The sequence below is a fragment of the Haliea sp. genome, from assembly GCF_040222615.1.
GTDB lineage: Bacteria > Pseudomonadota > Gammaproteobacteria > Pseudomonadales > Halieaceae > Haliea.
Window position 1 is genome coordinate 19,238 of record NZ_JAVKCQ010000088.1, and the last position, 8,414, is coordinate 27,651.

4 protein-coding genes are annotated in these 8,414 nt (G+C 63.2%); 2 read left to right on the forward strand and 2 right to left on the reverse strand.

Translation table 11 applies throughout. From position 1 onward, the window contains the following. The first annotated feature begins 87 nt into the window (after nt 1-87). Nucleotides 88-2,436: a M1 family metallopeptidase gene (locus RJQ10_RS07610; RefSeq protein ID WP_350145240.1), complete on the forward strand. Its 2,349-nt coding sequence runs from the start codon at nt 88-90 to the stop codon at nt 2,434-2,436. Nucleotides 2,437-2,488: 52 nt separating this feature from the next. Here RJQ10_RS07610 and RJQ10_RS07615 read toward each other — a convergent pair whose 3' ends face one another. Beyond that, nucleotides 2,489-4,351, reverse strand: a complete 1,863-nt coding sequence (locus RJQ10_RS07615; protein ID WP_350145242.1) for a PhoX family protein — start codon at nt 4,349-4,351, stop codon at nt 2,489-2,491. A 254-nt stretch (nt 4,352-4,605) separates the two neighbouring features. Then, nucleotides 4,606-7,035 carry a TonB-dependent receptor gene (locus tag RJQ10_RS07620; RefSeq protein ID WP_350145244.1) on the reverse strand — a complete coding sequence of 810 codons (2,430 nt, stop codon included), beginning with the start codon at nt 7,033-7,035 and terminating at the stop codon, nt 4,606-4,608. Nucleotides 7,036-7,367: 332 nt separating this feature from the next. Between RJQ10_RS07620 and RJQ10_RS07625 the strand changes: the two genes are divergently transcribed. Next, nucleotides 7,368-8,414, forward strand: a 1,047-nt coding sequence (locus RJQ10_RS07625; RefSeq protein WP_350145246.1) for a CHASE domain-containing protein, incomplete at its 3' end; no start/stop codon positions are given.

The window sequence follows — 8,414 nt, forward strand, 5'->3', positions numbered from 1 at the left end:
ACAGTAAAAACAACGGTGGTTAACCTCGCCGGGTCATGCCCGCGGATAGAGCGATACGGGGTATAGTAGCGACGGGGAGGATATTCGATGCGCGTACTTGCAGGGTTGTTGATGGGATTGCTGGGGGCCTGTGGCCAGGTGGAGGGGATACCGGTGGAGCCAGGGGTGGCGTTGGGTCTGGCGGAGCAGCGTGCGGAGCGGCTTTCGCAGTTGCAGTATACGCTGCACTTCGACATTCCCGCGGATCAGGCGCAGCCGATTGGCGGCCAGATGGAGATCCGCTTTGCCCTCACCCGCGCTGACCTGCCCCTGCAGCTGGACTTCCGCGCCCCGCCCGAGGCCGTCTCGGCGGTGGCGGTCAACGGCAGCCAGCTGGCGGTCACGCCGTACCGCGAGCATATTCTGTTGCCGGCGGAATCCCTGCGAGCTGGCAGCAACACCGTGGCGATAACCTTTGACGCCGGTGACGGCAGCCTCAATCGCAACCCGGATTATCTGTTTACGCTGTTTGTACCGGACCGGGCACGCACGGCCTTTCCGCTCTTTGATCAGCCCGACCTGAAGGCAAGCTGGGAACTCAGCCTCAGCCTGCCCGAGGAGTGGAAGGCCCTGGCCAACGGCCCGCTGCTGGCGGCAGAGCCGGTGGCGGGGGCGACCCTGCACCGGTTCGCGGTCACCGAACCCATCAGCTCCTACCTGTTTTCCTTTGTCGCCGGGCGCTTCGAGTCGGTGCGAGAGCCCTGGGGGGAGCGCAGCATGACCATGCTGCACCGGGAAACCGACCCGGACAAGCTCGCCCGCAACCTGGAGGCCGTCTTTGCCCAGCACCGGGCGGCGGTTGCCTGGCTGGAAGACTACACCGGCATTGACTTCCCGTTTGCCAAGCTCGACTTCGCGCTGATTCCCGCTTTCCCGTACGGTGGCATGGAGCATGTGGGTGCCATCCAGTACCGGGCCGAGTTGCTGCTGCTGGATGAGAATCCCACCGACGAGGAGCTCCTGCGCCGCGCCAGCCTGATCGCCCACGAGGTTGCCCATATGTGGTTTGGCAACCTGGTGACCATGCGCTGGTTCAACGATGTCTGGACCAAGGAAGTATTCGCCAATTTCATGGCGGCGAAAATGGTCAATCCGGGCTTCCCCGACATTGACCACGAACTGAATTTCCTGCTGCGCCACTATCCCGCCGCTTACGCGGTCGACCGCTCGGCGGGCGCCCATCCCATTCGCCAGCACCTCGACAACCTCAACCAGGCAGGGCAGCTGTACGGCCACATCATCTACAACAAGGCGCCGATCATGATGCGGCAGCTGGAGCAGATGCTGGGGGAGGAGTCGTTCCGCCGCGGCATGCGGGAGCATCTCGCCCGGCATGCCTACGGCAACGCCACCTGGCCGGCGCTGGTCGGGATTCTCGACCCGCTGACCGAGGTGGACCTGCAGGCCTGGAGCGAGGTCTGGGTGCACGGCAGCGGTTTTCCCGATGCCTCCCTGCAGGTGTCCGACGAAGCTCTGTTCTACGGGCCCCGACCGGCACGGCTGGCCGAGCTTGAGGCCTGGGATGAGCTGGCCCTGGTGCAGCGGGGCCGGTTGCTGCTGGACCTCTACGAGAGCGCGCTGGGCGGGAGTGGTGTTGCGGCGGACGCCTACAGCGACGCCTTGTTGAGGATTGTAGCCCGTGAGCCCAACCAGTTGCTCCTCGCTACGGCCCTGTCACAGCTGGGCCGACTGCAACAGTCGCTGCTGCCCGGGGCAGCTCGCCAGCGCCTGCAGCCGCAGCTGGAGGCGGCCCTGTGGCAGGGGGTCGCAGCCAGCGATGAGCCCGGCCGCACCAGGCTGTTGTTCGACAGCCTGTCCCTGCTGGCGGTGGCGCCGGATTCGCTGCAGCGCCTGCTGGCCATCTGGCAGGGAGAAGAGTCGGTGCCGGGGTTGCAGCTGTCAGAGAATGACCTGATTGGTCTGGCTGAGCGCCTCGCGCTGCGCTTGCCGGAACAGGCGGACGCGATCGTCAGCGCGCAGCTGGAGAACACCAGCAACCCCGACAGTCGTCGCCGGCTGGCGTTTTTGGCGCCCGCACTCGCGCCCGATACCACGGTTCGCGACCGATTTTTTGCCAGTCTGGCGGACCCGGCCAACAGGGCCACGGAGAGCTGGGTGCTGGATGCCCTGGCTTATCTCCATCACCCGTCGCGCACTGCGCATTCGTTGCGCTATATCCAGCCCAGCCTTGAGCTATTGGAGGAAATCCAGGTTACGGGAGACATCTTTTTCCCCTCGGGCTGGCTGCACGCAACGCTGGATAACCACAATTCGGCGGAGGCCGTGGCTACCGTTCAGGAGTTTTTGGCGGACAGGCCGGATTATAACCCGCAGTTGCGGATGAAGATCCTGCAGGCGCTGGATATGCCCCGGCGCGCGCTGCAACTCAGGCAATAAAAACCCCGCGACCGGCTGCCGGTCGCGGGGTTGAGGTCGCGAGTACCGGAGGTCAGGAACCGATCACGCCACCGTCCCTGCGGGTGATGACGATGGTGCAGTCGCGGGGTATGGTCACACCGTCGGTCGCTGCGGGGAAGTTGCTCAGCGCCGGATTGCCGTCGCCCGGGTGCTGGGTATTGATGAACATGGTGCGCCGGTCGGGGGTTACCGTGATGCCGGTAATCTCATCCCCGCTCACGCCGGCAAACAGGCGCCGAACATCCAGGTCCGGGCCGCTGTCGTAGGTGCTGGCGACCACCATTTGGTTGTTGAGCCGCTTTTTCTGGCCGCCATCGGTCTGGATGAAAATACGCCCATCGGGATCGATCCAGATGCCGTCGGGAGACGAGAAGGTGCGTTCGTCGCCTTCCCCGTGGGTGTCCTGGGCGATGACAAAGATATCCCAGGTGAAGCGCAGACCGGTGTGCCGCCCGCTGTCATGCCAGCGGATGATATGACCGTCGGCATTGGGTGCCAGGGGGTTGGCAGCGTCTGCCACCGTGCGCCGGCTGTTGTTGGTCAGGGCGCAGTAGACATCACCATTCGGAGCCACGGCGGTCCACTCCGGGCGGTCCATGGGGGTGGCGCCAGCCTTGTCGGCAGCTATGCGGGCGTAGGTCAGGATCTCTTCCAGGCTCATGCCTGCGAGGGCCGGATTGTCGGGTGAGAGTTCCAGCCATTCGCCGCTGCCGTCGTCGTTGAACTTCGCCGCATACAGGGTGCCGTGATCCAGCGGGCTCAGGCCCTGGGCGCGCATGGATTTCCAGTTGCCCGCGGAGACAAATTTGTAGATGTAGTCAAATCGCTCATCGTCGCCCATGTAGCCGACGATACGGCCCCCACGACCTTCGACAACGGCGATGCCCTCGTGTTTGAAGCGGCCCAGCGCGGTACGCTTGACCGGCGCGGCATCGGGGTTGAAGGGATCGACTTCTACAACCCAGCCGAAACGGTTTTCCTCATTGCGGAAGGCGCTGTTGTCGGCACGGCCGAGGTCGAAGCGTTCATCGAAGTTGCCCCAGCCATAGCCGAAGCCGCCGCCGCTAAAGCCATAGCGTGCCTGTTCCGCAGTCGCCGTCCAGGAGGAGCCGGGTGCGAGGTTGAAATAGCCATTGAAGTTTTCCTCGCAGGTGAGGTACGTGCCCCAGGGCGTATAGCCGTTGGCGCAGTTGTTGAGCGTGCCCAAGGGGACGCCGTCGCCCGCGATAAGCTCGCTGTCGGCCACTGGGCCGCTGAATGCCACCGGAGTGTTGCCGTGGACCCTGCGGTTGTACTCGCTGCCCCTGACCAGCTCCCAATGGCTGCGCTTCTTGCGGACTTCGACCACTGAGATCCCGTGGGCATGCTGGGATATCAATACGTCATCCCCGTTCTCCGGAAATGACTTGCCGAACACCTGGAAGTTGTCGCCAAACTCGTGGTTGATCGCCAGCAGACCGCGGGTGTTGCTGCCGCGGAAGGGAAAAAACCACATGCCATCGTGGCCGATGCCGACCTGTCGCGTCTGTTGCGTGGGAGTGGGACGGCTGCCCGGGTCGCCGAGGTAATCCAGGTCGGGGTTTTCGAGGTGGGTACCCCAGGGGATCAGAACCTGGTACTGGTAGTCCGCGGAAATTGCAGGCATCGGGCCCGTGCCCTCGGCCACAGGCACCGGGGTGAAGTGGACCAGGCCATTCTGCCGTTTTTTCCCCGCCGGCCCTGTGTGCCCGGGCTTGCCGCCCTTGGCGGCCGTGGCGAGGGAGCTGCCAAAGAATGTGCCGGCGGCCAGGGTCAGGCCGCCCTTCATGACCTGCCGGCGTGAGGCGTAGCCGGTGAGGACATCCACGAATGTGCGATTGCTGGAGGGGTTGCTGCTGCCTTCATCATGATCCATGTTTTCAATCCTGCGCTGTCGGTTTGGGGTTCGAGCATGGTCGGTGTCCGGTTGCGGAGCCCACCGTGCGGCCAGTGACCCGCTCTGTCACCGGGTCCACTGACAGTTGAGCTTAGGAGTGGGGTATTGCACTGCGGTGGCAGATTTGTGGCAGCAATAAGAACTTTTTCGAACAGCCGGGGGCGGGGGGAGCAAACGCGAAGCAAAAAAAAGGGCCAGCGCGAGGCTGGCCCTTGGATGGAGCGCGGTAGTTCCTAGAACTGGTAGATCACGTCGAAACCGAAGGTGCGCGGCTGGTTCCAGGTGTTGCCGGCAAAGCCCAGGGTGCCGAAGTCGATACCCCACTCCCGGTACTCCTCGTCGGTGAAGTTCTTGACCCAGGCCGACAGGCGCAACTCCCCGCCCTCACCGACCGACAATTCATCCAGCGTCAGGCGGGCATTGGCCACTGTGCGGCTTTCCGATGAGTCGAACTGGTTCTGGAAGGGGTGGAAGGTCATGCTGTCGGTATAGGTGATATCCACCCGTGCGCTGAGCGCACCGACGCCGGTGTTGGGCAGGCTGTACTGCAGCCCCAGGGCGCCGGTGTTCTCCGGGGCACGGGTTACCGTGGTGACACTGGCGATGTTCTCGATCTGGTTGGTGACCGGGTTGCGGGCATTGTACTCATCGAACTCTGCATCCAGGTAACCGTAGGTCAGGTCCAGGGTGATGTTTTCACTGAGCAGGGCGAAAAGCTCGAGTTCCAGCCCCTGGTAAGTCGACGACCCGGCGTTGGTAATCCGGCTGGAGGCGCCACCGCTGCCCGCCTCAAAGACCGCAATCTGCATATCCTGGTAATCGTTGTAGAACAGGGCGGCGTTGACCCGCAGGCGCTGATTGAGCCAGTCGGACTTGATCCCAAGTTCGTAGGAATCCAGCGTTTCTTCATTATAGGCCTCATCCCAGGCGGTGACGGTTGAGGCCCGGGAGTTGAAGCCGCCGCCGTTGTAGCCGGTGGAATGGGTGAAGTAGACATTCATGTCCGGAGACACCGAATAGTTCAGGGTGAGCAGGTAGCTCAGGTCATCCCACTTGTCGCGGTTGGTCAGCTTGTCATCGATGCTGCTGTGGCCCAGGCTCTCATTGAACAGGAAGCCGTCACGCTTGTCCTCCGTGTAACGCAGGCCGACGGTGATATCCAGTTCCTCGGTGAGGGAATAGGTTGCCTGCCCATATACCGCGCTGGATTCCGTGGTCTGTCCATAAATGAAGTCGACCAGGCCGTTGGAGTTCGGATCCGCGCCCGGGAAGGGGAATGGCAACGGCAGGCGCTGGCTGCCCTGGCACACCGGGCCGGTGCCGAAGTCGTTGCAGAAGCCGGCACCGATGAAGGCGCCGCCAATTGGGCTGCCCACCAGGAACTGGATCGGCAGGGCAAAGGTTTGCGGGTTGTCCTGGTAGATGTCTTCCTCATAGTAATAGAGGCCGACGGTGTACTGCAGGCGGTCATCCATGGCATCGCCAATGAGCTGCAGTTCGTGCGTTTCCAGCTTGATCCAGCCCTCGTCTATCGCAGCCTGGAAGCCCTGGGTGGGGATGGACTGGCCACCGCCGTAGAACAGGTCGCGCATGGTGTAGGCGCCGCCGTCCAGGTCCGTGGAGGCGTAGCCGGAGTCGGTGTCGCGCTTGGCGTAGATGTATTTGACCATGAACGGTTCCAGTTCCCAGGAAACCGTCAGGTTGTGGCCGTCCACTTCCAGGTATTCGTCGCTCACTCCGTCCAGGGTGTACTGTTCACGCCGCTTGGTCGGGTCGCCCACGGTGGCGGCCATCTGCTGGAAAATTTCTCCGCCGAGGAAGGTGTAGGGGAACGGCGTGTCGGTGAAGCCGTTGTAGATGCTGTCCTTGACCTTGGAGATCTGGAATGGGGTGGGGACACCGATGTTGTCGGTGCGGTCGAAGGTGTAGTCGACCACCAGGCTTTCGGACGGCTCCAGGCGCAGCGCTACCCGATAGGCGGTATTGTCCTCGCTGCCCAGGTTCGCTTCGCCGCCCGGCCAGTCATTCTTTGCCCAGCCGTCGTACTCCATCTTGGCAGCCGACAGCTTCATGGACAGTACGTCACCCATTTTTGGCAGGTCCACGGAGCCGGCGACGCGGCGATAGCCGTCGTTGCCAATGCTGCCCTGGAGCTTGCCGCCGAGCTCGCCGGTCGGCTTGATGGTGGTCACGTTAACCGCCCCGCCGGTGCTGTTGCGGCCGAACAGGGTGCCCTGTGGACCCCGCAGGACCTCGACAGATTGCAGGTCAACGATGTCGAATACCGAGCCCACCGTCTTGCTCATGTAGACCCCGTCCAGATAGAAACTGGTTTTGGGGTCCACCATCAGCGAGGTTTCGCCGCTGCCCACGCCGCGGATATAGATCGACATGTTGGAGTTGGAGGACGGCTGCTTCTGGATATTGGTGTTGGGTGCGAAACTGCCGATATCGGCAATATCGTAGATGCCCAGATCAGCAATCTTCTCCGCGCTGAAGGCGGTGACGGCGATGGGTGTTTCCTGGAGCAGGGTCTCGCGCCGCTGGGCGGTGACCACGACTTCCTCCAGGGCGAGGGTCTGGGCCTGCGCCACGGACATTACCGGAATCGACGTGGCGGCGATAATTGCAGCTGCTATGGGGGTGCGAAGGTACTTCGGCATGGTAAGGCTCCGTAATCGTTATTATCGGCGCCCCTGCGGGCCGCCTGGCAACCGGGTCAACACGTCGTGTTGGACTCCGCGGACAAAATATGTTCTCTGAAATCCGCAACCGCAGTTTAACTTTGCTGACGCCTCCCTCGTCAAGTCCTGCTTTTAGTAAAAATTGCGCTGTGGTTCAGGGTGTCGCCCCGAGCGAGCTTCTATCCCGGGTCGGCTAAATCCGCGACCAGTTCACAGCCTGTCGGGAGGGACATTGCAAGGTAGCTGACACCGTGCCTAACATGACACGATGCGGCATTGTTGGAGTCGCTCAAGGCGAGGCGTTTACCACCATGGACGAAGTTTACAGGCATCGCTATGCCGGCATCCTGCCTGCTCTGCTGGCGGTGGTGGTATTGGCTATGGGCGTGGCCGCCAGTGTGCTGGCCAGGGACCACAGCCGCCAGCGGGAGCACTCCCTGGTCGAGAACGCGTTCCTCGCCGAGACGGACAGGATGCTCGCGGTCATCGACCGGCAACTGGATGCCTACGCCGTGGTCATGCGCGGGCTCCAGGGGTTTTTCCACGGCTCCAACGCGGTGGACTACCGGGAGTTTGTCACCTATGCCCGGGCGTTGCAGGCGACCTCGAATGTCGCCGGCCTGCAGGGTATCGCCTGGGTGGAGCTGGTGCGGCGGGAAGAGTTGGCCGCGCACCTGGCAAGGATTCGCTCCCAGCTGCCGGTCGACTACCATATCCACCCCGACGGTGACGGTGAAGTCCTGGCTCCGATCGCTTTTATCGAGCCATTGGCGGGCGACAATCTCGCAGCCCTGGGTCTGGATATCTATCGAACCCTGGACGCGCGGACGGCGGCGAATCTGGCCAGGGATAGCGGCGACATCGTCATCTCTGCACCGATCGTGCTGGCGCAGGACCGGCTGCGCGAGCCGTCACCGTCCTTCGTCATGTATCTGCCGGTTTACGCGCAGGGAACAGTGCCCGATACCGTTGCCGCCAGGCGCGCGCAGACCATCGGCTTTGTCGATGTCCCGTTCCGGGTGGTCGACCTGATGGCCGGGCTGCGGCCGGAAATCAACCCGGTGATTGACCTGGACATCTACGACGGCGAGCCGGCCGATTCCGATTCGGTGCTGTTCAACTCCGACACCATATCCCATGCCGAGCGGGCCGCGGCGGGCGAGTGGCAGCAGCGGCGCAGTGTCACCGTGGGCACCCGTACCTGGGTCCTGCTGATGAGCACGACCCCGGAATTCAGGGCGGCGATCGTGGTTCCGGGGCAGTCTCTGCAGCTGCTGCTCGCCGGTGTTGCCGCCAGCCTGGCCCTGGCCTTGCTGGTGCTGCGGATTGCCCGGGGTCGCGATCGCAGTGAGCGCCGC

Coding starts and splice junctions, on each gene's coding strand:
- RJQ10_RS07615 (WP_350145242.1), bottom strand. CDS start 4,351: ATGGATCATGATGAAGGCAGCAGCAACCCCTCCAGCAATCGCACATTC.
- RJQ10_RS07610 (WP_350145240.1), top strand. CDS start 88: ATGCGCGTACTTGCAGGGTTGTTGATGGGATTGCTGGGGGCCTGTGGC.
- RJQ10_RS07620 (WP_350145244.1), bottom strand. CDS start 7,035: ATGCCGAAGTACCTTCGCACCCCCATAGCAGCTGCAATTATCGCCGCC.